Origin of the sequence: Alteromonas sp. D210916BOD_24, assembly GCF_047159385.1 — a bacterium.
GTDB lineage: Bacteria > Pseudomonadota > Gammaproteobacteria > Enterobacterales > Alteromonadaceae > Alteromonas.
In genome coordinates, this window is sequence record NZ_AP038333.1 from 1,882,319 (window position 1) to 1,906,514 (window position 24,196).

Below are 24,196 nucleotides of genomic sequence, written 5' to 3' on the forward strand. Positions count from 1 at the left end.
AAGCGCAAGCCGTTATAACTTGCGCGTTACCCCTACTCTTCTGTCGTTGAGCCGTCACCGTCTTCTGCGGTGTTATCTTGCTCTTGAACAGCAGCTTCTGCTTGTTCTTGCACATCTTCTGAAATTATCGGGTTACCGTCTTCATCAAATTCCTGTAACTCTTCAACTTCTTCAATGCGTTGTAACCCAACTACGTGCTCACCTTCAACCGTGCGGATCAAGCGTACACCTTGTGTGTTACGGCCTACTACTGACACTTCGCTTACGCGTGTACGCACCAGCGTACCTTGGTCACTAATAAGCATAATTTCGTTGGTTTCGTCGACTTGAACCGCGCCAACCACTTTACCGTTACGCTCAGAAACCTTAATCGACACAACACCTTGTGTCGCACGGCTCTTAGCTGGGTAATCTTCAAGCGGCGTACGCTTACCAAAACCATTTTCCGTGGCGGTCAGAATTGGGCCATCGCCTTTAGGTACAATAAGTGACACCACTTTTTGACCATCCTGCATTCTGATACCACGAACACCCGTTGCGGTACGTCCCATTGGACGAAGGGCAAGCAGCTCTTCACCTGTTTCTGGGTCGCGTTTCACTTCACCGGTTTCGCTGTCGCGAAGCTTCTCGTTAAAGCGAACCACCTTACCCGCATCAGAGAACAACATAATGTCGTCATCGCCATGGGTAATGTCTACGCCAATTAATTCATCACCTTCGTTTAGGTTAACGGCAATAATACCGCTTGAACGAGGACGAGAATACAAGCTTAGATCCGTCTTCTTAACGGTACCGTTGGCTGTCGCCATTAACACGAACTTACCTTCTTCGAATTCTTTAATAGGAAGAATAGCGGTAATACGTTCGTTTTCTTCTAGCGGAAGAATATTCACAATTGGGCGTCCGCGTGCGTTACGGCTTGCAAACGGCAATTGATATACTTTCAACCAGTATAAACGGCCACGGGTTGAGAAACACAGAATGTGATCGTGGGTGTTGGCAACCAATAACTTCTCGATGAAGTCTTCGTCTTTCATCTTCGTTGCTGACTTACCACGTCCACCGCGACGCTGCGCTTCGTAGTCTGTCAGTTTTTGATACTTCACATAGCCTTCGCGTGAAAGCGTAACCACTACGTCTTCTTGCTCGATAAGGTCTTCAATATCAATATCGTGACTTGCAGCAGTAATTTCTGTACGGCGCTCATCACCGAATTCATCGCGCACTTTTTCAAGCTCTTCCTGGATCACTTCCATCAAGCGCTCTGGGCTGTTTAGGATGTGTAGAAGTTCGGCGATAATTTCTAGAAGTTGCTTGTATTCTTCAAGGATCTTCTCGTGCTCAAGACCTGTTAACTTGTGTAAGCGAAGGTCAAGAATAGCTTGCGCTTGTTGTTCGGTTAGATAGTACTTGCCATCGCGAATACCAAACTCAGGCATTAACCAATCAGGACGAGCTGCGTCATCACCTGCTCGTTCAAGCATTTGTGCAACGTCGCCTAAATCCCAACCTTGTGCGACAAGCGATTTTTTCGCATCTGCTGGGCTTTGCGACGCTTTGATCAACTCAATAATTGGGTCGATATTAGCAAGTGCAATCGCCAAACCTTCAAGAATGTGAGCACGGTCACGGGCTTTGCGCAGTTCAAATACAGTACGACGAGTCACTACTTCACGGCGGTGAAGAATAAAGCACTCTAGCGTTTCTTTGAGGTTGAATACCTTAGGCTGACCGTTATCCAGTGCCACCATGTTGATACCAAATACCGTTTGAAGCTGGGTATTGGCATATAAATGGTTAAGGAGAACTTCGGCTGATTCGTTGCGTTTTACTTCAATAACAATGCGCATACCGTCTTTGTCAGACTCGTCACGCAGCGCAGAAACCCCTTCAATGCGCTTTTCTTTTACCAGTTCAGCAATCTTTTCAATAAGACGTGCTTTGTTAACTTGGTAAGGAATTTCGTTGACGACAATGGTTTCTTTGCCGTTCGAATCGGTTTCAATTTCTGCCTTTGCGCGAAGGTAAATTTTACCGCGACCAGTGCGATAGGCATCTTCAATACCTTTGCGACCACTGATCATTGCTGCCGTTGGGAAATCTGGACCCGGAATATAGGTCATCAAGTCGTCAATAGTAATAGACGGATCTTGAATTAGCGCAACACAGCCATTGATCACTTCAGTCAGGTTGTGTGGCGGAATATTGGTGGCCATACCTACGGCAATACCTGAAGAACCATTGACTAAAAGGTTTGGCACCTTTGTAGGCAACACTTCAGGAATATGTTCTGTACCATCGTAGTTAGGGACAAAATCAACGGTTTCTTTATCTAAGTCAGCAAGAAGTTCGTGGGCAATTTTGGCCATACGCACTTCGGTATAACGCATTGCAGCCGCTGAGTCGCCATCTACAGAACCGAAGTTACCCTGTCCGTCTACCAGCATATAGCGTAGCGAGAACGGCTGCGCCATACGAACAATCGTGTCGTAAACTGCAGAGTCACCGTGAGGGTGATATTTACCAATTACATCACCTACCACACGGGCAGATTTTTTATATGGCTTATTAAAGTCGTTTTTCAGTTCGTTCATTGCGAACAGCACACGACGGTGTACTGGCTTCAAGCCATCTCTTACATCAGGCAAGGCTCGCCCGACAATAACGCTCATCGCGTAATCAAGGTAAGAGTTCTTTAACTCTTCCTCAATATTAACGGGGAGGATTTCTTTAGCGTTATCAGACATAAACTGCTTAATCCCTTTCTTTTGGTTTGTTCTGCGTTATCCACTTAAGCCACTGTAACATGCACGGTAAAAACGGCTTTATAGCGCGTGTTAAAGTACAGTCAAAGCGGCCTCTAGGCGCGCACTGTTATTATTATGTGGGTCATAATAGTGCTTCGAGTGTACCACTTGATGACAGAATTATGTAGCGCTTAATTACGCTTATTAATCAACTAAAAGGCAAGCGATTATTTTTCGTTCAGACAGCCACACAAAAAGTGTGATCCCAGCTAAAAACAGTAAAACCTGAGAGTAAATTGCGATATGTTAAATAAAGAAAAGTAAAACACGGTTTAATTCATGAATAACGTAGATCAACAAGAAATCAGCAAATTTTCTGAACTCGCCTCACGCTGGTGGGATCAAGAAGGTGAATTTAAGCCCCTTCATCTTATAAATCCCTTGCGACTAGACTTTATCAATCAGCATTGTGAAGGGTTGTTTGAAAAAAAGGTGTTGGATATTGGTTGCGGTGGCGGCATTTTAGCTGAATCGATGGCCCGCGCTGGTGCAAAAGTCACAGGTTTGGACATGGCAGAGGCCTCGCTAGAGGTGGCCAAATTACACGGTTTGGAATCGGGTATAAAAGTAGATTACGTTTGTTCGACAGCTGAATCTTACGCGGAGCAGCACGCGGGACAATTTGATGTAGTGACCTGTATGGAAATGTTAGAACACGTGCCCGACCCCGCATCTGTTGTTATGGCATGTGCTAAATTAGTCAAGCCGGGCGGCCATGTGTTCTTTTCAACGCTAAACCGCAATTTGAAATCTTATTTGATGGGGATCGTCGGCGCGGAATATATCCTAAAACTGGTACCAAAGGGCACACACGATCACAGCAAGTTTCTCAAACCTTCAGAACTGATGGCGATGACAGATCAAGCAGGCCTTTTGCCCCGCGATATGACCGGATTGCACATGGACCCAATTTCACAGGGATTTTATCTGTCAGCAAATAACGTCGATGTGAATTACCTACTGTACACTGTATCGCAAAACTAGCGTGTATAACCTTTGCTGTACGAATTTTGGTCTATACACTCTAATCAAACAAGAAATTAACACAATATATAGGGCTTGGTTCGAAATTTAGACACCATATGTCGTGGTTTTATAAAAAGCGTTTTTTAAGAATAAATTAATTTTTTTGACGATCATTTTGTGAAAAACGCTTGCATTCCCGATATTTTAAGCATGTAGAACGCTAAAAAGTTAGTTGTTACTAACGTAAATTTCGTGCCAGTTTGAGTGCTCGAATTACCACCAGATATTGGGTTGCATTCAGGGCAAAACCTCACTATCTTGTGTTTAATCCAGCATGTGATCCCAAGCGCATTTTTCGGGATCATTAATGCGATCGCGTAGTGATACGCCATTCGATCTCGCTGGCAACAATAAGCAATAAAAAATATACAAGCAGTCTCTACTCATCCTCTTTCTGAGTAACAGTTTAGGCCGCTTTAGTGTGTGTCTTTGACAAGTGTCTTATCCCATCGCGCTAATCGCGTTGTAATGCACATTGCAAAAGTCACTCACACAATACAACACGAATTAAAAAGACAATGAATGGGCAACACAGCCCTCGTATCAAGCGCTAACAGACAAACGGCCAGTAACATGAACAACAACTTATTCGTCACCAAACGCAACGGTGAAAAAGAGTCAATCGACCTAGAGAAAATCCATAAAGTCGTGACGTGGGCAGCCAAAGGACTGAAAAACGTTTCTGTTTCACAAGTTGAGATCAAAGCACAAATACAGTTCTACGACGGCATCAATACCAGCGAGATCCACGAAACACTGATCAAATCCGCAGCTGATCTTATTTCAACTGACGCACCAGACTACCAATACCTTGCAGCGCGTTTGGCTATCTTCCACCTGCGTAAGAAGGCGTATGGTCAATTTGAGCCACCAGCACTGTTTGATCACGTCAGCAAAATGGTAGACATGGGTAAGTATGACAAACACTTACTTGAAGATTACACCGCAGAAGAATTTGCTGAAATGGACTCGTTCATTGAGCACTGGCGCGACATGAACTTCAGCTATGCTGCCGTTAAACAACTTGAAGGCAAATACCTGGTTCAAAACCGTGTAACCGGTGAAATCTACGAAAGTGCCCAGTTTCTTTATATCTTGGTTGCGGCATGTTTGTTTGCCAACTATGACAAAGCGACGCGCATGGATTATATCCGCCGCTTTTACGACGCAGCGTCTACTTTTAAGTTATCACTTCCCACGCCAATTATGGCCGGTGTGCGCACACCAACCCGTCAATTCAGCTCATGTGTACTGATTGAAACTGGCGACAGCCTAGATTCAATCAATGCCACAGCCAGTGCCATTGTGAAGTATGTTAGTCAACGCGCAGGTATCGGTGTAAACGCGGGTCGTATCCGTGCACTCGGTAGCCCTATCCGCGGTGGTGAGGCGTTCCACACGGGGTGTATACCTTTTTATAAGTATTTCCAGACAGCAGTGAAAAGCTGCTCACAAGGTGGTGTACGCGGCGGCGCTGCAACCTTGTTCTACCCCATTTGGCATATGGAAGTTGAATCGCTGTTGGTGCTTAAAAATAACCGTGGTGTTGAAGAAAACCGGGTTCGCCACTTAGATTACGGTGTACAGTTTAACAAACTCATGTATCAGCGCATGATGAAAGACGGCTATATTTCATTGTTCAGCCCGTCAGATGTTCCTGGGCTTTACGATGCCTTCTTCGCTGATCAAGATAAGTTCGAAGAACTGTATGTAAAATATGAAAACGACGACAGTATCCGTAAGAAGCAAATCAAAGCTATGGAACTGTTCAGCTTGTTCATGCAAGAGCGTGCCAGCACAGGGCGAATTTACCTTCAGAACGTGGATCACTGTAATACGCACAGCCCATTTAATCCTGAAGTCGCACCTGTACGTCAAAGCAACTTATGCCTTGAAATCGCGCTTCCAACGAAACCGCTTCAGCACGTTAACGATGAAAACGGTGAAATTGCGCTATGTACCCTTTCAGCGTTTAACTTAGGTGCCATTAAGTCATTGGACGAGTTCGAAGAGCTTGCCGATCTTGCCGTTCGCGCCTTAGACAACCTACTCGATTATCAAGACTACCCTGTACCGGCGGCATACAATGCAACCATGGGACGTCGTACGTTAGGTGTGGGTGTTATCAACTTTGCTTATTACCTCGCCAAAAACGGGGTTAAATACTCTGATCACAGTGCAAATGGCCTAGTACACCGCACGTTTGAAGCCATGCAATATTACTTGCTCAAAGCCTCAAACAACCTGGCTAAAGAGAAAGGTGCATGTCCTAAGTTCAACGAAACCACCTATTCACAAGGCATATTGCCTATTGATAGCTACAAGAAAGATCTCGATAGTGTGTGTAACGAACCGCTTCATTACGATTGGGATGCCCTTCGTGAAGAAATTAAGACGTACGGTTTGCGCAACTCTACGTTATCTGCCCTCATGCCGTCAGAAACGTCGTCTCAGATTTCTAATGCCACAAACGGCATCGAGCCACCGCGTGGCTTTATCAGCATCAAATCAAGTAAAGATGGTGTGCTTAAGCAGGTTGTTCCTGAATACGAAACACTAAAAGATCAGTACGAACTACTGTGGGATATTCCGTCAAATGATGGCTACTTACAATTAGTGGGCATTATGCAGAAGTTCATTGATCAGACTATTTCTGCTAATACCAACTACGATCCAAGCCGCTACGAAGGTAACAAGGTACCAATGAAGCTATTGCTGAAAGACCTGCTTACCACTTACAAACTTGGCGTTAAAACACTGTACTACCACAACACACGTGATGGCGCATCTGACACTTCTGCTCTTGATGCAAAAGCCAATGAGCCATTACCACGTCAAGAAGAAGTGGTAGTAGAGGAAGATGATGATTGTGCAGGTGGTGCGTGCAAGATCTAGTGAAATAGCACGCACTACTTAGGTGGATGGCACACACTTTACACGATTCGTTAAGTGCGTGACATCCACAGATTCGCAACAAGAACACCAACAATAATTCGCGTTAATCATTAAGTTTTTAGTTAGGCCAACATGAAATACACTACGTTTAACCAGCAAAGTACCAATCCATTGATCGAACCAATGTTTTTCGGTAACCCCGTAAACGTTGCGCGCTACGATCAACAAAAACATGCCATTTTCGAAAAGCTTATTGAAAAACAAATTAGCTTTTTCTGGCGTCCTGAAGAAGTCGATGTATCGCGTGACCGGGTAGACTTTCAAAAGTTAACTGATCCAGAAAAACACATCTTCATTTCAAATCTGAAATACCAGACGCTCCTCGACTCAGTCCAAGGTCGTAGCCCGAACATTGCCTTCTTACCCATCATCTCGTTACCTGAGTTGGAAACCTGGGTTGAGACATGGTCGTTCTTTGAAACTATTCACTCGCGCTCTTATACACATATTCTGCGCAACCTGTTTTCAGATCCCAGCGAAATTTTTGAAGACATTGTTGTTAATGACGAAATTAAGCGCCGTGCAGCAGATATTTCTAAGTACTATGACGATCTAATCTTTGCTACTCAGCTTTGGCAAACTCAAGGTGAAGGTGTACACACCATCAATGGCTCACCTTATACCGTGTCTATGTATGAGCTTAAGAAAAAACTCTTCTTGTGCATGAACTCTGTTAACGCGCTAGAAGCTATCCGTTTTTATGTGTCTTTTGCGTGTACTTTTGCCTTTGCTGAACGCAAGTTAATGGAAGGTAACTCTAAGATCATCCGTTTAATCGCACGAGATGAAAATTTACACCTTTCTTCAACCCAACATATTTTAAACTTGTGGGCGAAAGGCAAAGACGACCCTGAGATGGCGCAAATTGCCGAAGAATGTAAAGATGAAGCACGCGCCATCTTTATGAATGCCGTAGAACAAGAAAAACAATGGGCTGACTATCTTTTCAAGAATGGCTCTATGATTGGTCTTAACAAAGAAATCCTTTGCCAATATGTGGAATACATTGCTAATCAGCGTATGACCGCCATAGGGTTTGAAGCACCTTTTGACATCAGCAGTAACCCCTTGCCTTGGATGAACAACTATCTTAACTCTGACAATGTACAAGTTGCCCCGCAAGAGTCTGAGATCAGTTCTTATCTTGTGGGTCAGATTGACTCAGCGGTAAGCGAAGACGACTTTGCTGATTTTGAGCTGTAATTTTACAGCTCAATGAGTAACCACAACAAATCGCTCCGCATCGATGTCATCGATGTGGGGCCGATTGAAGCGCCTTCAGACAATACTATTCTCAGCGCTTTAGAAGCCGCTGACATTCATATTCACTATCACTGCAGAGAAGGGTTTTGCGGTGCGTGCCGTACTAAGCTAATAGAAGGTGAAGTAGAGTACACTACCGATCCCCTCGCCTTCATCGATGACGATGAAATTTTGCCATGCTGCTGTGTAGCAAAGTGCCCATTAAAAATTAAAGTCCCACTTTAATCCCCCACAATTACTTTTTGTATAGCACCGCCAATTTGTTTGTTTATGAATATTGCTACATATTCTATTGTTCGCAGGTGTTATGTCGAGCACCAGACAAGCGTAGCGTTCAGGGCTTGTAATATTCTATGTGTTCACCCTTACGCCACATGACACAAAGCGCAATGAGTAAAGGGATAACGACAAACGTGGCTATATTTTTAACTACCTCCACATCTTTATATGCAGAGATCAATAATACTGAGGGCACGGTGAGTATCGTGCACACGCGATACAAGGTGGCGTGATTAGTTTTGTATATCAAAGGCGCATAGCATTCTGGGCAATTGAAGAATGTTCCATTTACACGCGTAATAGGTGCTTTTACTTTTGCAATAGGAAACTTCCAATTACACGACGGACAATGTCTGCTTTTACTGCTCATACGGCTAGCCTACTTCTTTAGGTTTGATATCAACGAGACAAGTAGATAAATGCTTGGTTTGTCCGACCGTACATGAAACATGGAGAGAAAGCGACTGCCATACTGCTTTCAACACAATGCTTTAAAAAGATAAGTTTTACACTATGTTATGAAAATGAAATTTCGCTATAACACACTATCACCAATGAAAATTTGACTGGCCTTGTGCCGACGATTACTTTTCTTACTGAAAACCTATTAACGACACAAGTACAAAGGAAACATACATGTCGAATACTACCTTGTTTACGCCGTTTAAGAGTAACAAGCTTTCACTTGATAATCGTATCGTTATGGCCCCTATGACACGCCAATTTTCGCCAAACGGCATTCCCACCGCAGATGTGGCTGGGTACTACAAAAGACGTGCAGAAGGTGGCACAGGCCTCATTATCACAGAAGGCACCACGGTAAACGACAAGGTGGCCACTATGGATGCCAATATTCCTCAATTTCACGGAGAAGCAGCTTTAGCTGGCTGGAAGAATGTGGTGAAAGCCGTGCATGATGCGGGTGGTAAAATAATGCCTCAATTGTGGCATGTGGGCATGGCGCGTGTGGCAGAAAAGGCACCGTACCCAGAGTTGCCTAGCGCCGGACCATCGGGCTTGTTTAAACCGGGCAAGCAAGGTGCTGACCCCATGACTGTGGATCATATTGAAGCAGTTATCGCAGCCTTTGCTCAGGCTGCAGCAGACGCAAAAGCCATGGGCATGGACGGAATTGAAATTCACGGGGCACATGGCTATCTCATTGATCAATTTTTTTGGGAAGGCACCAATCAGCGTACGGACTGCTGGGGTGGTAGCATGGAAAACCGTGGTCGATTCGCGGTTGAAATTATTAAAGCTATTCGCGCAGCAACATCACCTGATTACCCGATTGTGCTGCGTTTCTCTCAATGGAAACAGCAAGATTATGCTGCGCGTTTAGCACAGAGTCCCCAGGAATTAGAGCAGTTTCTGTTACCCCTGAGTGAGGCCGGTGTCGATATATTTCATTGCTCTCAACGTCGCTACTGGGAAAGCGAATTTGAAGGCAGTGAGTTGAATCTCGCGGGATGGACAAAGAAGATAACAGGAAAACCCACTATTACTGTAGGCTCAGTAGGGTTAAATGATGACTTTTTCGGTGCGTTTAAAGGTCAAGATTCATCAACTCGCCCGGTGGATGACTTACTTGAACGCCTTAACGCAGGTGAATTTGATTTAGTCGCCGTTGGCCGTGCATTGTTACAAGATCCGCAATGGGCTAATAAAATAAAAGACAACCGCACTGACGAACTACAGCAATATTCTGGTAAAGCGTTAGCTTCACTATCGTAAGCTACTTCATTTCTATAAAGGGTGCTCCTATTAAGGGGCACTACTGCTGACACTGTTTTGTTAACAAAGTTTCAAACGCAACTTTGCCAAGTGGTTTTGAAAAGTAGTAGCCCTGCGCATAATCACATCCCATTTTTTTCAATATGGCCAATTGCTCCTGGGTTTCAATCCCTTCTGCTACCACTTGGATCCCGAGTTTTTTTGCCATCACAATAATCGCTTCGCACAGTACTTTATCGTTGCTGACCTCTGTCATAGAGTGAACAAAGCTACGGTCAATTTTAATGAAATCCGTTGGGAACTTCTTTAAATATGAAATAGAAGAATAACCCGTGCCAAAATCATCCAAGGCTATACCCACGCCAGCCTGACGAAATTGAAAGAGTTTTTTCGACACCAAACTATTGGCATCCATTAGTAAATTCTCTGTTATCTCCAGTACCACAGCATGGGGCGGTAAACCTTTATCTAACAAGACCAGCAACCAGTTCATGATATTTGGCTCACGACAAAAATAGTGGCTAGGGGAGGTATTTACGCTTATTTGCAAATCAGGGCACAATTGCTTACGCCATCGATATGCGTCTTCACACACCTGCTCAAATACCCAGTTACTGATATCAATTATGGCGCCTGACTCTTCCGCGATAGGAATAAATTCATCAGGACGAATAATCCCCTTTTCAGGATGGCGCCAACGAATGAGCGCTTCCGCTTTGTGCATTCGATTCTGTTGAAGGTCAACAATCGGCTGATATTCTATATAAAACTGTTTATGCTCAATGGCATATCGCAAGTCATTTTTATAAGACAAGCGTTTAAGTGCCGATTCTTGCATATCTTTAGAATAATACCTGTGGCTATTCTTGCCCTGTGCTTTGGCGCCGTACATAGCTTGGTCAGCATTTTTAAGCAAGCTGGTCACGTTATCTGCATCATCAGGAAAAAGCGTAACGCCAATACTCGCACTACTGTGTATTTTCTTTTGGTTCAGCAGGTAGGGCTCTGAAATGACACCGAGCAAATTTTGGATCAATTTATCCAAAAACCGTTCGTTATGTGCGCCTCCCAAGAGAATAACAAACTCATCGCCACCAAGGCGGGCTGCCGTGTCGTCTTGTCTGATACATTGTAAGATGCGTTTTGCACATTCCACTAGCAACAGATCGCCTACATCGTGTCCTAAGGTATCGTTCACTTCTTTAAAATTGTCTAAATCAAGAAACAATACCGCTACTTTCGTCTTCTCCCTCTTTGCTGTTGCCAACAAATGTTTGAGTTGTTCTTCCATTAAGTTACGGTTGGGCAATGCAGTCAGCACGTCAAAGTTGGCCTGATGCCAAATTAATTGGTTGGCCCGCTCTCTTTCAATCGCAATGCTAGCAATATGGGCAAATTGCTCTATCAGCAAGATAGCCTCAGGTGAGGGCTTGGAAACGTCTTCGTGGTAAATAGCAAACGTTCCGAGAACTTCATTGTTGGTTCCTCTAATGGGTTGTGACCAACAGGATCGCAAATTTGCTCGCTGAGCAATGTCTGCCCACGCTGTCCAATAAGGATGAGTAGAAATGTCTTCCACAACAGTGAGCGCATTGGTAAAAGCGGTATTGCCACAAGAGCCAAGCTCTGGGCCTATTTCCACTCCATCTATAGCGTCATTATAAAAATCTGGCAATGACGGGGCTGCCCCCATCTTCAAGCGGTTATTTTCCAGTAACAAAATGCTGCATTTTTGATGAAGGTACTCATTCTCAATTGCTTCGACAATTTCTCGCAATACCACACTTAACGATTCTGAAGTAACGATTTTCTCTAATATCTTACTGCGCACCCGGACGAGTTTTTGTGATTCTTCAAACTGAAGCTGGTATTGATGAATTTCTTTTAATAAGCGCGTGTTATCGTGGCGCTGTAATTCAGACTCCACTACTTTAGCCAGATCTATTAATTGTTGCACCTGTTGATCAGAAAACGACCTGGGCGCATTACCAAATACACACAAAGTACCGACCCGTTGCCCTTGAACTATCAAATTTGCACCAGCATAAGAGCGTACTTTAGGGTCACCAACGACAAAAGGATTGTCCACAAACCGCTCATCGTCCAGCGTGTCAGGTACCACCATATACTGATCTTCTAAGATAGTGTGCGCACAGAATGCGGTATCTCGCGTGCTTTCTTTCATGTCGATATTAACGGTCGACTTGAACCACTGCCTGTCCTTATCGATAAGAGATATTGTGCAAAAATCGCTATTGAAGATCTGTTGTGCTAATCGAGTGATTCTGTCAAAGCGCTCCTCGGGTTCAGTATCGAGTATGTCTAAACGCTGTAAGACTGCCAGCCGATCTAACTCATTATAGCTAATAGGAGGTGTATTCAATGACATTCCTTAGTTCCCAACGCCACATCGTAAATGAATAGTACTGAAACGAGATTAATCCTAGATTTAATTTTAAATTCAATAAACCATACGCAATACAGTTACTATAGATCATCCCAAACGGAATGCAGTTTTACTCAACGGGCCTTCCCCATGATAACTAGGTAAATGCCACCTAGTGTCATACTCGACGCTATCGCAATCTGCCACGATACCGATTCGCCTAAAAACAACCATCCCATCAAAGTAGCGATCACGGGCACACTTAACTGGACTGTGGCTGCTGTTGTCGATTTTATTAACGGGAGCGCGGTATACCAGATGGCATATCCACATGCGGAGGCAAATATGCCAGAGCCCAATGCATACACTATCCCTTCATGATGCCACAACGCGGTTGATGACAGATTGACGAGGGTCAAATTGAGTGGAAAAACAAATAACACGACGATAACGAGTGGTATGCATAGCACACTGGCGTATATAAAATTCCCTGTTGTGGCTAATAACGCTGAACGGCTGCGTTTACCCAGTAACGAATATACCCCCCACGCCATACCCGCTAATGTCATCATTGCACTAGAGAGGATAGATGGAGCAGAAGCGCTAGGTAGTAGTAAAGTAATGAGTCCGGCAAACGCAATAGCAAAGCCTGTCCATTGCAGAAAAGCAAAGCGCTCCCCTTGAATAAAGCCAAGCGTAATCATGGTCAATTGCACAGAGCCAAACAGTAATAAGGCACCACTCCCCGTGGACATAGTAATGTAGGCATATGAAAAGCAGGTAGCATATAAAAATAGGGCTATGCCCGTACTTAAGCTGGTATTAGCTTTAATTGATTGCAGCAAACTGCTTATCGTTGTCATTGTATTTGAACGCAGGTGTAGCAGTAATGACAGAATAATGAGCGTTATCGTGCCACTGACAAGGCGTAGAACAATAAACGACGTAGGATCGATTCCGGTATTGACCAATGCCATGCGGCAAAGCAATGAATTAGCCGCAAACGCTATTACCGCTATCGTCACAAGTAGTATAGTGCGAAGCACCTTCCCTCTCCTTCAAAAACCGTGGCAATTCATATTTCATCATGCTGATGTACAGATAGCTGACAAGTCACATACAAAAAGAGGACCCTAGGGTCCTCTTTTTAAAGTACGAAGTATCACTGGTGAAAGTCTGAGACTTTTACAGGGATAAACCAAGACGCTCGGCTACTTCAATGTATGTTTCAACAACTGATCCCAAGCCTTGTCTGAAGCGATCTTTATCCATTTTTTTGCGCGTTTCTTTATCCCATAAACGACATCCGTCTGGGGTAAATTCGTCGCCTAGAACGATATTGCCATCTTTATCAACGCCAAACTCAAGTTTGTAGTCTACTAACAGCATACCAGCTTCATCAAATAACGCTTTGAGTACTGTGTTCACTTTAAAGGTCAATGATTTCATTTCGGCAATTTGTGCTTCCGTTGCCCAACCAAATGAAAGAATGTGGTAATCATTTACCATGGGATCGTGTAGAGCGTCGTTTTTCAGGAAAAACTCGAAAATAGGCGGATTAAGGGCTTGACCTTCTTCCACGCCTAGCCTGCGAACTAAGGAGCCCGCTGACAAGTTTCTCACCACACACTCGACAGGGATCATGTCGAGCTTTTTAACCAAAGACTCAGTATCGGAAAGCAGGGCTTCAACTTGCGTTTTAATGCCGGCTTCTTCAAGCTTTGTCATAATAAAGTGATTAAACTTGTTGTTTACTTCACCTTTTCGCTCTAGCTGTTCAATCTTTTCACCATCAAACGCCGAAGTATCGTTTCTAAAGTGAAGGATTAGCTTGTCACTATCATCAGTGTAATAAACAGTTTTTGCTTTACCGCGGTAAAGCTCATCGCGTTTTTCCATTCTCAGTCTCAGTTATATATCAAGGTTATCTTCTGACATGACCTCAGCAAATGCACTGTATAGGTCGGAAACCTGATTGGCTTCAAACGGGATACTTTCATTGTTCATGAAGGTTACTGATGTGCGTTCATCACCCGCTCTTGCCACTTTCAAACGATAATCGCCTTTTTTAAGGAGCTTTTTATCACTTGAAAATAAACCGTCCCACCAGCTACCTTGATCCCCATTATAGGTCACAAACAGCAAGCCGTTCGATTTATCTAAATCTTTTACATCAAAACCGAGCTTGCGAAGAACAAGCAACATTCTCGGCCATACAACATCGTATTTTGCTTCAACGACGTAAGCGGGATGACCATCGGCGTTAAAGCCCATCTCAGTATTGATACCCTGTCGAATACGCGCAATACGGCGTGTTTCAGCTAGCTGAATTTGATATTCATAATGACCAATGACCTGGTTGAGCACTTCAACTTCTTCTCGGCGCTCTTGCATAGACGTGACCTCAGCCACTACATCATTACCCAGTGTTTGCATGTAATCTTTAAGTTCAACTGTCAAAGCCGCGCTGCGTCCATGTGGTTTAACGTCTAGACTGAACTCAAAACGGCGTCCAATTTCACTTTCTTCGTCAGTAAAACTGTACCAAGGACCATCAATTTCTTTCGTAATGATCATCCAATCTGTGATCAATACTTTCTGTTCTGGACTAAAGCTATCTACGCCAATGCCCTGCTCATCTAAGAAACTTAATAACGAATTCCAAATTGCCTGACTCAGTGGCTGACTGTCGTCGACCTGATCAAACCAAATTGTTGCCGAGCTTTTGCCTTCTTCAACATGGGAGCCTGTCACTAACGGCAGAACCAATGCAGGCGATTGAATGACGAGGGATTTACCGACTAATTTAGGGTCAGCCTCTTTGCCCAGTTCAGGCAATGCAAACTCGTTAGAAAAATTAGGTGAATCTAAGTCAGACGGAACTTTAAGTGATTCCTGTTCTTGGGTCTCTAAATAAGCATAACTGCCCGACGCGGTTTTTCTATCTATTTGGCTTGAACAACCTGCAAGTGCAACCATCGCTACTGAACTTGCTATAGCCAGCGTTCTTTTCATCTGTATTCCTTATTAACCAGAAATCAATGCGTATTTTTTTAGTAGTTCTTCGATACGTTTTTGGCTTGATAGTTCCGGCAAAACCATAGGTAAACGCATAACAGCACTTTCCATCATGCCCATTTTGTACAATGCCCACTTTGGCATGACCGGATTGGGCTCAATAAACAGCTCGCTGTGAAGGAGTTTTATTGTACTGTCTATTTCACGGCATTTGTCGAAATCTTTGTTAAGCGCGCTTTCGCACATTTGTGCAATGGCTTTGGGGACAATGTTGGCCGTTACAGAAATGACACCATGGCCTCCTTCACACATAAACTCGCAGCTTGTAGCGTCATCGCCACTGAGCAAAACAAAGTCGTCAGGCACTAAAGGTTGGGTTTCTTTTAAGCGAGCAATACTGCCCGTAGCGTCTTTTAGGCCCACAATATTCTTGTGTTTAGCCAGTTCTGCCACTGTTTGAGGCAACATATCAGCTACGGTACGGCCTGGTACATTATAGAGAATGACCGGGAGATCACTGGCATCAGCGATAGCGTTAAAGTGCGCCACCATCCCAGCTTGCTGTGGTTTATTGTAGTAAGGAACAACACTTAAAAAACCATCTATCCCCACTGAACCTAGCTGTTCAGTTAGAAAAATCGCTTCTGCTGTTGAGTTTGCACCGCTTCCTGCAATTACCGGAATAGCACCTGAAGCCATTGCAACGGTTTCTTTAACCACATTTACATGTTCATCAAATGGAAGTGTTGCAGATTCGCCAGTAGTCCCGACAGACACTATGCCATGGGTACCCTGCTCAACATGGAACTTAACAAGTTTTTCTAGAGACTTGTAATCAATATCGCCGTTTTGAAACATCGGCGTGACGAGTGCTACGTAACTACCAGTAAACATAATCTCTCCGCAAAATGTGAGCGCACATGGTAAATATGTCAGTGCTTAAACACAAGTGATAGCGCATGCAAAATGAAAACATTTTGACATTATCTTACTTAAAGCAAAGAAAAAGGCACTGACTTCTAAAAAAACTCTGTGCTACCATCGTGATAGTAGGGTCTGTTGGTGTTCCAAGTTCGTTCAATATTTGCTTTACCAAGTGAATTGGAAAGGCAAAGCGAAATGAGTCAATCATGCAAATCGACGGCGGGTAACCAAATCCAACATCCCCACAGAGCGAACCCATAGGGTAGCGTGAATCACATCTTTTTATACTTGGAAACTGTGCAGGACAACCATTGCACATTAGGGTTCTAACTATAAAAAATGTCCCCTAACACGTTGCACAATAGAATAACACAGGTCAACAGGCCCAATTAGCCCTTAAGAAAACTAGATGTCTAAACACCAACTTATTGTCACCATTCTAGGCACAGATAAAAGTGGCATTTTAAGCGAAATTGCAACCACTGTTTCAGAAGCACAGTGCAATATCCTCGATAGTAGACAAGCGATATATGGCCGGGAGTTTTCATTGACGATGATTATCGAAGGCACGCAAAGCGCTATTACTAAAGCGGAGTGCACGTTGCCAACTCTGTTTCAACGTTTGGATTTACTATCAATGATGAAACGTACCAGTCATCATGAAAAGCAAAATTTAGAACATATGTTTAACGTTGAATTTAGTGGTGAGGATGCCGCTGGCTTGATTAAGGCCGTTACCGGCTTTTTTGCAGAGCGCCATGCAATGATAAGCGCGTTTAGACAACGTACCTTTAAGGATAAAACTTCAGGTAAAGACAATATGCGCTGTAAGTTTGTTGTGTCATTACCCGCTTCAGACAATTTAGATGCGCTAGAATCTGATCTAATGGCCCTGTTCGCATCGTTAAATGTGACAGGCAAAGTAGTCGATAAACAACGAAAGGATCCCAATGAAAACGTTACAAGCTGGTGATAAAGCGCCACAATTTTCATTACAGAATCAAAATGATGAAACCGTATCACTTGCAGATTTTGCAGGTAAAAAAGTACTGGTGTACTTTTACCCCAAGGCAATGACACCAGGCTGTACAGTACAGGCTCAAGGTTTACGCGACATTAACGATGAATTGTCGTCTAAAAATGTAGTGGTGCTCGGTATCAGCCCGGATGCTGTAAAGCGTTTGCCTAAGTTTATTGAAAAAGAAAATCTCAACTTCACCTTACTCTCAGACGAAGATCACGCTGTTGCTGATGCATTTGGTGTTTGGGGCCCAAAAAAATTTATGGGAAAAGAATACGACGGCATTCACCGCCTCACCTTTCTGATTAACGAAAGTGGCGTAGTTGAACATGTATTCAACAAGTTTAAAACGAAAGAGCACCACACCGTGGTAATGGACTATTTAAACAACTAGTCCTGTTGTGACTAAATAGCGCATACGTGCTCCTACAATGAGAGATTATCAAGTAAACATAGAGCTTCTATTTTTTAAATAGTGGCTCTTTTTTATCCACAAAAGCAGTAAACATACACATCATTGTAATTTCCCTGATTAAAGTTAACCAAGTCGTTCTATACACCAACAGAGACGCTACATTAAAAACGTTACCCCGCACAAACTATTCTGTGGCTTCGTCTTGATAAGTTACGCGAATAAAAATGTACCTGAATAACACTTTATACCTCCCTCGCGTCTTAAGTAAGAGATTTTAATGTCAGGTTATTTTTCAGATTGCCATAATAAAATTATCATATAACAAATAACCTCTTATTTTCCATATTGTTAATTAAAGAGGAGCGCTTCTTGCGTGATCCAGCAGTCTTGCAGTATTCGATTGTAACTTAGTATCAGTAGTTACCTCTCTTTAGAAAGGAATTACAAGGAAAACTAAAATGATAAAAAATTTTTTAAAAAGCGTAGTTGCATGCTTTGCCATAACACTTAGTGGTTTAGCTAGTGCTGGAATAATAACATTTACTCCATCAGGAACATCAACGGTATCTCAAGATACTAATTTATATTGGGACATGCTGTCCGATGAAACTTCAACAACTTCTTTAGGTGCTGTAGGGGATTTTGTTCTATCAGATCATGGAGATATTCATTTCGATACATCTTTTTCTGATATGGTAAATATTGGTTCAGGCACAGGGGGATATTTATTTTCGTTTGGTGAAATGATTGGCGCGGGCAGTAATTGGAGCAATACAGACAATTTTGTGGGCACGAATGATTATTCTGGAATATTGAGTCTTGGAGAGACCGGCATATTCGGCTTGTCATTTCAGTTAGCTGGTCAAACACATTATGGCTGGGTAATTATTTCGGAAAGCGATTTGGGTACACAAAGTATTCTTAGTTGGGGGTACGAGTCAGTTGCAGGAAAAGCTATTGCAGCAGGTGTTACTGAAGTTCCAGAACCATCAACATTTGTACTTCTTATATTAGGATTAGCAGGTTTGGTCTCCCGCAGATTTATACAACCAGACTGACTATGAGGTAATGCGCTTAATGATGTGTTGATTATGGTTGTTTCAAAGCCTCATTGCAATTTTGAAAAGCCCTCAACCATTGGATATTCCAATTATTAGGGGCTTTTAAAATTGGCTTCAGTGGAGGCTAATTAAGCCACGAAAACACCCAGCATCACTCCCCCACTTTGTGTTTAATTCTGGGTTGTCTCGGGCGCAGCAATCGGGTTACTTGACCAAGCAGTAACCACAGCTTTTACTAAAGTGGCCAGCGGTATGGCAAAGAAGACCCCCCAAAAACCCCATAAACCACCGAATACCAGTACAGCGATGATGATGTAAAGTGGATGTAAGCTGACCGCTTCTGAAAACAATAGCGGAACCAGTAAATTGCCATCTAACGCTTGAATAATGCCGTAAGCCACAATCAGGTACCAAAATTCAGGTGAAATGCCCCATTGGAACATGGCGACTACCGCAACCGGGATCGTCACTACTGCTGCGCCAATATATGGGATGAGTACCGAGAAGCCCACAAGCACACCCAGTAATATGGCATAGCGCAAGTCCATCAATACGAATGTCACACAACTCACTACGCCAACAATAATTATTTCAATGACTTTTCCGCGAATGTAGTTAGCAATCTGCGCGTTCATTTCGTGACCAACCTGGGTGATTAATCGTCTCTCTTTTGGCAATAAACGAGAAATACTTTCCAGAAAAAAGGGTTTATCTTTTAACATGAAAAACACCATTAACGGCACTAAAATCACGTAAACCAGCAAGGCTGCTACGTTGGCAATGTTGCTAAACGAAGCAGATATAAGCGTTTCCCCTACCTCTACCAATTTGCCGTTAAGGCCTTCCATCATTTGATGAATCTGGTAAACCTGAACGTAGTCTGGATATTTATCGGGCAAGGTCAAAATCCACTCTTGCGCTTTTTGCCAAATTAAAGGGGTTTCCTGTATAAGGTTTACGCTCTGTTTAGAAATAATTGGCACAAGACCAATCAAGGTCAAAATGGTAAGCGTGATAAATCCGGTGAGCACTACTGCACAGGCTAGAGTTCGACTTACTCCCACATTCACAAGGCGATTTACCGGCCAGTCGAGTAAGTACGCAATGATCGCAGCAACTAATACGGGCATGATCAGTTCGCCCCACAACAACAATACTGCCGTCGTAATTAAAATTAGGATGAGCAGCATGGCTGCATCAGGATCGGAAAATTTGCGTCGGTACCATCGACCAAAAACGCTAATCATAGTGACGTCCAGAAGTTACGCTAAATAGGACACGCATCATAGTTGATAGCACTATTGATTAGCAATACGCAGGGGCCAACTATATGATAAATTCAAACTGGTATGACGTTTATAAAAAGGTATTGTATTGTAACGAATTATCCCCTACTCAATGACATCTATCCGCGCATAGGTAGCATATAGGTGTTGAGTACGGCATTATAGGTAAAAGTATTGACAAAATTTGAAACTGTTTAACCATTTAGTGCTCTAAGTAGTTAATTAATGTCACATGTTCACAAAACGTAGGTTCATGATAAATAAGATTTCAGCATATCTGGTTGCCCTCTCTTTTTCGCTCACCACGAGCCTAGCGGTTGTTGCACAGGATGCCAAGTACAGTAATAAAAATGCGCTGCCAGAAATCGGTGTCGTAGCTTCAGACGCAATTTCCCTTGATAAGGAGATGCTGGTAGGCGATGCCGTTATGCGACAGATGCGTGGCCAAAGTCCGTTAATTTCTGACCCCGTGCTTGATGAATACTTACAAGACCTGGGAAATCGGCTGGTAGTACATGCCGAAAATGCAAAATTTCCATTTGAGTTTTTCTGGGTAAACAATGATGCCATCAATGCTTTCGCTTTTTTTGGTGGTCACATTGGGGTTCACACCGGACTTATGCGAAGAGCTGATAACGAAAGTGAATTAGCTTCGGTGTTGGCTCACGAAATATCCCACGTGACGCAGCGCCATATTGCCCGCCGTATGCAAGCACAACAACGTTCATCGCCCTTGGCGTTAGCGTCTATGATTGGTGGTTTGTTAATTGCTATGGCGAACCCAGAAGCGGGTATCGCTGCGATACAAGCGGGTTCAGCTGCGTCTGCACAAATGCAAATTGACTATACCCGCTCAAATGAACAGGAAGCTGACCGCATTGGTATTACCATGTTGGCGCGCGCCGGGTTTGACCCGAAAGCAGCGGCTACGTTCTTTTCGACCATGGCAGAAGAATACCGCATGGTGTCGCGTCCGCCAGCTCGTTTACTTACCCACCCGCTAACTGAAACTCGTATTGCTGATGCCCGTAGCCGGGCCGATGATTATCCCCGTCGTTTTTTACCAATAAATAAGCAATTTGAATTAGCCAAGGCTCGAATAATGGCACGATATTCTTTCGACAGCGGTTATGCTATTGAGTATTTTGAAGCGGCAGTGAAACAGTCTGTGCAACGCAGTGCAGAAGCTAACCAGTATGGCTTGGCACTGGCCTATATGCGTGCTGAGAAAATCCAACAAGCACAAACAATTATGGATGAATTACTCACTGGCGATAGCAGTAATTTATTTTATCTCGATGCAATGACCGACATTTACCTTGCGCAGGGGCAAGCCCTCAAAGCAATCGAAATGTTACAACCTCACGTTACGCATAACCCAAGAAATCAAGTATTGGCGCTTAACCAAGCCAACGCGTACATCAGCGCACAAAAATACGATGAAGCCATTTCGCTATTGAAAGACTTTTTATTAGTGAAAAAAGACTATCAAATTGCACACCAATTAATGAGTGAAGCCTTTCAAAAAGCAAAACGCTTTTCTCAAATGCATCAAAGCAAAGCGGAAGTCTATGCATTATATGGCGCGTACAACCGTGCTGTGGACGAATTGCAATACGCCTATAATTTCGCCGGTGATGACCATCTGGAAAAACAGCGGATCAGAGCGCGCATCAAACAGTTTAGAGATCAAGAAGAGCGCCTACAGCGTTTATAGTGAAATAATGTAAAACCTTATTCGTCGATGTTTTGCATTGCGCTTAATCGCTGGCGAATGCCATCGGCGGTCACTTCGCCCATTATGGTATCGACGACTTCACCTGACGGCCCTACAATGAAGGTAGCCGGTAGATAAGGCGGTTTTTTCATCGGTAATCGGGTCTTTTCGTCGGCTACAATTAACGGCACCTCGATAGTAAACTGTTGCGCCATTGCTCTGAGTTCAGCGACTGTCTTGTGGTCGTAATTAATGGCAAATAGACGGGTGTTAGCGGGTAAGTTTTGACTTAAGCTATTTAGCTCTGGCATTTCCCGCAAACACGGAGCACACCATGGCGCAAAATAATTAATCACAGTCCACTGCCCTTCAAACGCTTTCCACATATAAGTTTCACCGTCGAGAGTTTGAAAATCTACACGGGTATTTTGGTAAAACATCCAACCTGCTATACAAGCACACACAGCCACTAAAACGATGCCTATTTTATTTCTCATTACCCTACCACTTTGCCCATTGGTTAACGTTTTTCCATGTCATACTGCCAGAATATGCAATACAAAAATACCGTTTTAAACACGCGATATTCCGACGTATTTACAACCATTTAGAATATCCCCTCTACACTAAACATTTATACGCAAGTCCAATGAAGGTATACTCTGATGAAACGATAAGGTGTGCATTTTTGCAGGGCATTTTTTGTTCTTTTGAAGTAACTGGCGGCTTGTAAACCATTACCCCCGCTAAAACGAATTTAAATGAGCAACGAATTAAGCTGTAAGCTGCACAGATGACATATTATTAAATCAAACATTACAGTGTAAATTTACCGGGCAATAAACACTGCAATGCAATATCAATGCGGGACGCGACATGACATCAATTTCTATCATACATAACCCACGATGCTCAAAGAGTAGACAAACCTTAGCGCTACTGGAAGAAAAAGGGATCCAGCCAGTTGTGATTGAATATTTAAAGACACCACTGACTATCGACGCATTGAAAGACATTTATACAAAACTGAATATTGATTCGGTGCGCGACATGATGCGTACGAAAGAAGACGAATATAAGGCCGCTAACCTCAGTGATACCAATATCACTGACGAAGCCTTGTTTGAAGCGATGGCCACTACGCCTAAATTGCTGGAGCGCCCCATTGTAATTCACGGTGATAATGCGCGGATTGGCAGACCTCCTGAAGCGGTACTGGAAATTCTATAGTGGCGCCTGTCCTCGTTTTATATTACAGCCGTCACGGCAGTACCAAACGACTGGCTGACGCCATTGCTCAGGGGATCAGCGCGCTAAATGTACCTGTAATATTGCGTACGGTGGCAAGTCTCAACGACACCGAAAACCAAACCAATGACACTGTCCCTGTGGTCACCATGAAAGAGCTTGAACAATGCAGTGCATTAGCGTTAGGTAGTCCCACGCGTTTTGGGAATATGGCAGCCCCAATGAAGCATTTTATTGACTCGACCAGTGGTCAATGGATCAAAGGCGCACTTATCGACAAGCCGGCCTGCGTCTTTACCTCCTCGTCATCCATGCATGGCGGACAAGAGTCGACCTTACTCAGTATGATGTTACCCCTTATCCACCACGGCATGGTCATATGTGGCTTACCATACAGTGAGCCCGCTCTTCACAACACACTTAGTGGCGGCAGCCCATACGGTGTAACCCATGTAGCGCATCCCAGCCTCCCTGCGCCGCATCAATTGAGTGAAGACGAGAAATTACTGTGTATTGCACAAGGTAAGCGTTTGGCAAAACTTGCACTAAAACTTAATCAACAAGATTCATCGGAGAATTAAAATGGCACCAGATACGCGTTTTTTTCGCTATCTCGCATTAGTCAGCCATACCTTACTAATTGTATGGATAACATTGTGGCAATTTACTTTTGTCAAAGCCCACACGTACTCACCGCTATTTATTAGCCTGTTTTATGTATTGCCACTGCTTTTGCCATACTGGGGCGTATTAAAAGGTAAGCCTTATACACATGCGTGGGCCAACTTTGTCGTGTTATTCTATTTAATACACGGCTGTACGGTGGCATATGCCGTGCCGGAAGAACGCGTCTATGCATTTATAGAAATTCTGTTGTGTACCGGTATGTTTGTTGGTTGTAGTGCTTTTGCCCGAAAGCGTGGCAGAGAGCTAGGGTTGGGCTTACGCAAACTTAAAGAAGAAATGAAAGACGAAAAAGCGTTATTTGAAGGGGATAACAGTAATCAATAGTCTGAAGCCTGTTGTCTTATTCAACAGGCTTGTCGTTTCCTGTGA

General features: G+C 43.6%; 20 protein-coding genes. 12 read left to right on the forward strand and 8 right to left on the reverse strand.

The annotated features are described in order from the left end of the window. Nucleotides 1-32: 32 nt before the first annotated feature. Complete coding sequence (gene gyrA, locus ACMCM8_RS08150) at nt 33-2,747, reverse strand: DNA topoisomerase (ATP-hydrolyzing) subunit A (RefSeq protein ID WP_412727242.1); 2,715 nt, start codon at nt 2,745-2,747, stop codon at nt 33-35. 339 nt (nt 2,748-3,086) lie between these two features. Between gyrA and ubiG the strand changes: the two genes are divergently transcribed. The 5 genes from ubiG (at nt 3,087) to ACMCM8_RS08175 (ending at nt 10,064) form a co-directional block, all read left to right on the forward strand. Beyond that, nucleotides 3,087-3,791: a bifunctional 2-polyprenyl-6-hydroxyphenol methylase/3-demethylubiquinol 3-O-methyltransferase UbiG gene (gene ubiG, locus ACMCM8_RS08155; protein ID WP_412727244.1), complete on the forward strand. Its 705-nt coding sequence runs from the start codon at nt 3,087-3,089 to the stop codon at nt 3,789-3,791. A gap of 615 nt (nt 3,792-4,406) precedes the next feature. Further along, nucleotides 4,407-6,728 carry a class 1a ribonucleoside-diphosphate reductase subunit alpha gene (gene nrdA, locus ACMCM8_RS08160; RefSeq protein WP_412727246.1) on the forward strand — a complete coding sequence of 774 codons (2,322 nt, stop codon included), beginning with the start codon at nt 4,407-4,409 and terminating at the stop codon, nt 6,726-6,728. Between the two features lie 132 nt (nt 6,729-6,860). Beyond that, complete coding sequence (gene nrdB, locus ACMCM8_RS08165; RefSeq protein ID WP_412727248.1) at nt 6,861-7,991, forward strand: class Ia ribonucleoside-diphosphate reductase subunit beta; 1,131 nt, start codon at nt 6,861-6,863, stop codon at nt 7,989-7,991. A gap of 12 nt (nt 7,992-8,003) precedes the next feature. Continuing rightward, on the forward strand, nt 8,004-8,276 hold the full coding sequence (gene yfaE, locus ACMCM8_RS08170; protein WP_412727250.1) for a class I ribonucleotide reductase maintenance protein YfaE: 273 nt from the start codon (nt 8,004-8,006) through the stop codon (nt 8,274-8,276). A gap of 690 nt (nt 8,277-8,966) precedes the next feature. Continuing rightward, on the forward strand, nt 8,967-10,064 hold the full coding sequence (locus ACMCM8_RS08175; RefSeq protein ID WP_412727252.1) for an NADH:flavin oxidoreductase: 1,098 nt from the start codon (nt 8,967-8,969) through the stop codon (nt 10,062-10,064). A 40-nt stretch (nt 10,065-10,104) separates the two neighbouring features. On the opposite strand, the gene ACMCM8_RS08180 is transcribed toward ACMCM8_RS08175, so the two are convergent. From ACMCM8_RS08180 to dapA, 5 genes are all read right to left on the reverse strand, one after another. After that, nucleotides 10,105-12,447 carry a sensor domain-containing phosphodiesterase gene (locus ACMCM8_RS08180; protein WP_412727654.1) on the reverse strand — a complete coding sequence of 781 codons (2,343 nt, stop codon included), beginning with the start codon at nt 12,445-12,447 and terminating at the stop codon, nt 10,105-10,107. 137 nt (nt 12,448-12,584) lie between these two features. Further along, entirely contained in the window at nt 12,585-13,496 is a 912-nt protein-coding gene (locus ACMCM8_RS08185) for a DMT family transporter (protein ID WP_412727254.1), read from the reverse strand. A gap of 139 nt (nt 13,497-13,635) precedes the next feature. Further along, on the reverse strand, nt 13,636-14,349 hold the full coding sequence (purC, locus tag ACMCM8_RS08190) for a phosphoribosylaminoimidazolesuccinocarboxamide synthase (protein ID WP_412727256.1): 714 nt from the start codon (nt 14,347-14,349) through the stop codon (nt 13,636-13,638). Between the two features lie 12 nt (nt 14,350-14,361). Continuing rightward, nucleotides 14,362-15,465, reverse strand: coding sequence for an outer membrane protein assembly factor BamC (gene bamC / locus ACMCM8_RS08195; protein ID WP_412727258.1), 1,104 nt, complete (start codon nt 15,463-15,465; stop codon nt 14,362-14,364). A gap of 12 nt (nt 15,466-15,477) precedes the next feature. Continuing rightward, nucleotides 15,478-16,362, reverse strand: coding sequence for a 4-hydroxy-tetrahydrodipicolinate synthase (gene dapA, locus ACMCM8_RS08200; protein WP_412727260.1), 885 nt, complete (start codon nt 16,360-16,362; stop codon nt 15,478-15,480). Nucleotides 16,363-16,801: 439 nt separating this feature from the next. On the opposite strand from dapA, the gene ACMCM8_RS08205 reads away from it, so the two are divergent. From ACMCM8_RS08205 to ACMCM8_RS08215, 3 genes are all read left to right on the forward strand, one after another. Beyond that, nucleotides 16,802-17,365, forward strand: coding sequence for a glycine cleavage system protein R (locus ACMCM8_RS08205; RefSeq protein ID WP_412727262.1), 564 nt, complete (start codon nt 16,802-16,804; stop codon nt 17,363-17,365). Then, a complete protein-coding gene (bcp, locus tag ACMCM8_RS08210; RefSeq protein WP_412727264.1) occupies nt 17,343-17,807 on the forward strand; it encodes a thioredoxin-dependent thiol peroxidase in 465 nt (154 codons plus the stop codon). Before ACMCM8_RS08205 ends, bcp begins: the two co-directional genes overlap by 23 nt. Nucleotides 17,808-18,286: 479 nt before the next feature. Continuing rightward, nucleotides 18,287-18,886: a PEP-CTERM sorting domain-containing protein gene (locus ACMCM8_RS08215; protein ID WP_412727266.1), complete on the forward strand. Its 600-nt coding sequence runs from the start codon at nt 18,287-18,289 to the stop codon at nt 18,884-18,886. 173 nt (nt 18,887-19,059) lie between these two features. On the opposite strand, the gene ACMCM8_RS08220 is transcribed toward ACMCM8_RS08215, so the two are convergent. Then, the gene (locus ACMCM8_RS08220; protein ID WP_412727268.1) at nt 19,060-20,136 is read right to left on the reverse strand and encodes an AI-2E family transporter; all 1,077 of its coding nucleotides are present in this window, start codon (nt 20,134-20,136) and stop codon (nt 19,060-19,062) included. 292 nt (nt 20,137-20,428) lie between these two features. On the opposite strand from ACMCM8_RS08220, the gene ACMCM8_RS08225 reads away from it, so the two are divergent. Continuing rightward, complete coding sequence (locus tag ACMCM8_RS08225; RefSeq protein ID WP_412727270.1) at nt 20,429-21,892, forward strand: beta-barrel assembly-enhancing protease; 1,464 nt, start codon at nt 20,429-20,431, stop codon at nt 21,890-21,892. Nucleotides 21,893-21,909: 17 nt separating this feature from the next. On the opposite strand, the gene ACMCM8_RS08230 is transcribed toward ACMCM8_RS08225, so the two are convergent. Further along, the gene (locus ACMCM8_RS08230; RefSeq protein WP_412727272.1) at nt 21,910-22,389 is read right to left on the reverse strand and encodes a TlpA family protein disulfide reductase; all 480 of its coding nucleotides are present in this window, start codon (nt 22,387-22,389) and stop codon (nt 21,910-21,912) included. A gap of 379 nt (nt 22,390-22,768) precedes the next feature. On the opposite strand from ACMCM8_RS08230, the gene arsC reads away from it, so the two are divergent. The 3 genes from arsC to ACMCM8_RS08245 are packed head-to-tail and all read left to right on the forward strand — an operon-like array spanning nt 22,769 to nt 24,151. Next, nucleotides 22,769-23,122 (forward strand): arsenate reductase (glutaredoxin), encoded by a 354-nt coding sequence (arsC, locus tag ACMCM8_RS08235; RefSeq protein WP_412727274.1) that lies wholly within the window; start codon nt 22,769-22,771, stop codon nt 23,120-23,122. Next, complete coding sequence (gene wrbA, locus ACMCM8_RS08240; RefSeq protein WP_412727276.1) at nt 23,122-23,721, forward strand: NAD(P)H:quinone oxidoreductase; 600 nt, start codon at nt 23,122-23,124, stop codon at nt 23,719-23,721. Before arsC ends, wrbA begins: the two co-directional genes overlap by 1 nt. A gap of 1 nt (nt 23,722) precedes the next feature. Next, nucleotides 23,723-24,151: a DUF2069 domain-containing protein gene (locus ACMCM8_RS08245; protein WP_412727278.1), complete on the forward strand. Its 429-nt coding sequence runs from the start codon at nt 23,723-23,725 to the stop codon at nt 24,149-24,151. Nucleotides 24,152-24,196: the final 45 nt, after the last annotated feature.

Bases quoted from the DNA above. Each gene is read 5' to 3' on its own strand.
- gyrA (WP_412727242.1), bottom strand. From the start codon at position 2,747: ATGTCTGATAACGCTAAAGAAATCCTCCCCGTTAATATTGAGGAAGAG.
- ubiG (WP_412727244.1), top strand. From the start codon at position 3,087: ATGAATAACGTAGATCAACAAGAAATCAGCAAATTTTCTGAACTCGCC.
- nrdA (WP_412727246.1), top strand. From the start codon at position 4,407: ATGAACAACAACTTATTCGTCACCAAACGCAACGGTGAAAAAGAGTCA.
- nrdB (WP_412727248.1), top strand. From the start codon at position 6,861: ATGAAATACACTACGTTTAACCAGCAAAGTACCAATCCATTGATCGAA.
- yfaE (WP_412727250.1), top strand. From the start codon at position 8,004: ATGAGTAACCACAACAAATCGCTCCGCATCGATGTCATCGATGTGGGG.
- ACMCM8_RS08175 (WP_412727252.1), top strand. From the start codon at position 8,967: ATGTCGAATACTACCTTGTTTACGCCGTTTAAGAGTAACAAGCTTTCA.
- purC (WP_412727256.1), bottom strand. From the start codon at position 14,349: ATGGAAAAACGCGATGAGCTTTACCGCGGTAAAGCAAAAACTGTTTAT.
- bamC (WP_412727258.1), bottom strand. From the start codon at position 15,465: ATGAAAAGAACGCTGGCTATAGCAAGTTCAGTAGCGATGGTTGCACTT.
- dapA (WP_412727260.1), bottom strand. From the start codon at position 16,362: ATGTTTACTGGTAGTTACGTAGCACTCGTCACGCCGATGTTTCAAAAC.
- ACMCM8_RS08205 (WP_412727262.1), top strand. From the start codon at position 16,802: ATGTCTAAACACCAACTTATTGTCACCATTCTAGGCACAGATAAAAGT.
- bcp (WP_412727264.1), top strand. From the start codon at position 17,343: ATGAAAACGTTACAAGCTGGTGATAAAGCGCCACAATTTTCATTACAG.
- ACMCM8_RS08215 (WP_412727266.1), top strand. From the start codon at position 18,287: ATGATAAAAAATTTTTTAAAAAGCGTAGTTGCATGCTTTGCCATAACA.
- ACMCM8_RS08220 (WP_412727268.1), bottom strand. From the start codon at position 20,136: ATGATTAGCGTTTTTGGTCGATGGTACCGACGCAAATTTTCCGATCCT.
- ACMCM8_RS08225 (WP_412727270.1), top strand. From the start codon at position 20,429: ATGATAAATAAGATTTCAGCATATCTGGTTGCCCTCTCTTTTTCGCTC.
- ACMCM8_RS08230 (WP_412727272.1), bottom strand. From the start codon at position 22,389: ATGAGAAATAAAATAGGCATCGTTTTAGTGGCTGTGTGTGCTTGTATA.
- arsC (WP_412727274.1), top strand. From the start codon at position 22,769: ATGACATCAATTTCTATCATACATAACCCACGATGCTCAAAGAGTAGA.
- ACMCM8_RS08245 (WP_412727278.1), top strand. From the start codon at position 23,723: ATGGCACCAGATACGCGTTTTTTTCGCTATCTCGCATTAGTCAGCCAT.